The sequence below is a fragment of the Streptomyces sp. MK37H genome (genome assembly GCF_018035285.1).
GTDB lineage: Bacteria > Actinomycetota > Actinomycetes > Streptomycetales > Streptomycetaceae > Streptomyces > Streptomyces endocoffeicus.
On record NZ_JAAAYH010000809.1, the window covers coordinates 1 to 1,676 of the forward strand.

General features: G+C 70.2%; 2 protein-coding genes. Both read left to right on the plus strand.

The features are described 5' to 3' along the window. The first annotated feature begins 94 nt into the window (after nt 1–94). Nucleotides 95–811, plus strand: coding sequence for a 3-oxoacyl-ACP reductase FabG (gene fabG, locus GWI24_RS44095; protein ID WP_210951620.1), 717 nt, complete (start codon nt 95–97; stop codon nt 809–811). Between the two features lie 96 nt (nt 812–907). Then, nucleotides 908–1,676 (plus strand): DsbA family protein (locus tag GWI24_RS44100; protein ID WP_210951619.1); only part of this gene is annotated, 769 nt, incomplete at its 3' end.

Sequence of the window (1,676 nt, forward strand, 5' to 3'; positions counted from 1 at the left end):
AATATCCGACGACACGGGCCGCGCATCCGGTGACGAGGAGCCGGCGCCTGACGAGAAGTCGGCGCCTGACGAGAAGCCGGCGCCGCGCGTCGCGCTGGTCTCCGGCGGCTCCCGCGGCATAGGCCGGGCCACCGTGCTCCGGCTGGCCCGGGACGGTTTCGATGTGGCGTTCTGCCATCGCTCCAGCCCCGACGCCGCCCGTGAACTGGAGGAGGAGGCGGTGCGGCTCGGCGGCGGGCGGGTGCTCGGCAGACAGACGGACGTCCGCGACGCGGGCGCGGTGCGCGAGCTGGTCGCCTTCACCGAGGAGTCGCTCGGTCCGGTCGAGGTCGCCGTCACCTCCGCCGGGATCACCCGGGACAATCCGCTGCTGCTGATGACGGACGAGGAGTGGAGCGGCGTCCTGGAGGTCAACCTGGACGGCACCTATCACCTGTGCCGTTCCGTGGTGTTCGGAATGATGAAACGCAAGGCCGGATGCGTCATCAACATCTCGTCCGTGGCCGGTGTCCACGGCAATGCGACCCAGAGCAATTACGCGGCCTCCAAAGCGGGGATCATCGGCTTCACCAAGTCGCTTGCCAAGGAGGTCGGCCGGTACGGCATTCGAGCCAATGTGGTGGCACCCGGCTTCGTCGAGACCGATATGACGGCCGAGCTCTCCGACCGGGTGCGCAAGGAGGCGGAGCAGAGCATCCCGCTGCGCCGCTTCGGCCGTCCGGAGGAGGTCGCCGACATGGTCGCGTACCTGGTCGGAGCGGAGTATGTGACCGGCGCGGTGTTCCAGGTGGATGGCGGCATCGTCCTCTGACGGGCACCGCCGCACCGCTGTGCGGGCGGTGCGCACGATGTGATCGCTCGCTGAACGAGCGTCACGCAGGAGACGGACGAGCGAGGGGGTACGGACGTGGCAGCCAAGCGCAGCAAAGTACCGCGGTTCTATTTCAATTTCCGCAGCCCGTACAGCTGGATCGCCTACCGTGATCTGATGGACCGCTATCCGGACGTCGCACAGGCGGTGGAATGGCACCTGTGGTGGGAGCCGGACGCGGACGGGGAGCGCCGTATGGCCGAACACGGCCATCACTTCCCCTATTCGGCGATGTCCCGGGAGAAGCATCTCTATATCCTCCAGGATGTGCGTCGGCTGACGACCGACCGCGGCCTCGCGGTCAGCTGGCCGGTGGATCACGACCCGGTCTGGGAGGTGCCGCATCTGCCGTACTTCCTCGCGCTCGACGCGGGGCTCGGCCCCGCCTGGATCGAGCGCGTCTACCGAGCGCGCTGGCAGGAGGGCCGCGACATCTGCGACCGTACGACCATCGCGGAGATCGCCGGGGAGCTGGGGCTGCCGGCCGAACGGGCGGCGGCGGCCGCCGATGACGAGGAACTGCGCGGTGGCCGGGGGCTCCAGGCCCTGGTCGCGCTCAGCGACGCCGGGGCGTTCGGCGTGCCGTTCTTCACCCACGGCTATGACAAGTTCTGGGGCGTGGACCGGCTGGCGGCCTTCGTCGCCTCGGTCCGCTCCGGGTCCGGGTCCGGCTCGGGGTCCGGCTCGGGGTCCGGCTCCCGGTCCCGGGACACGCCCCCCGCCGGGGCGCCGGACGCGGACTTCGCCGAGCTGTCTGACGCGGACTTCGCCGCCGCCCGGTCGGGCGATCCGGGCCATGCCGGAG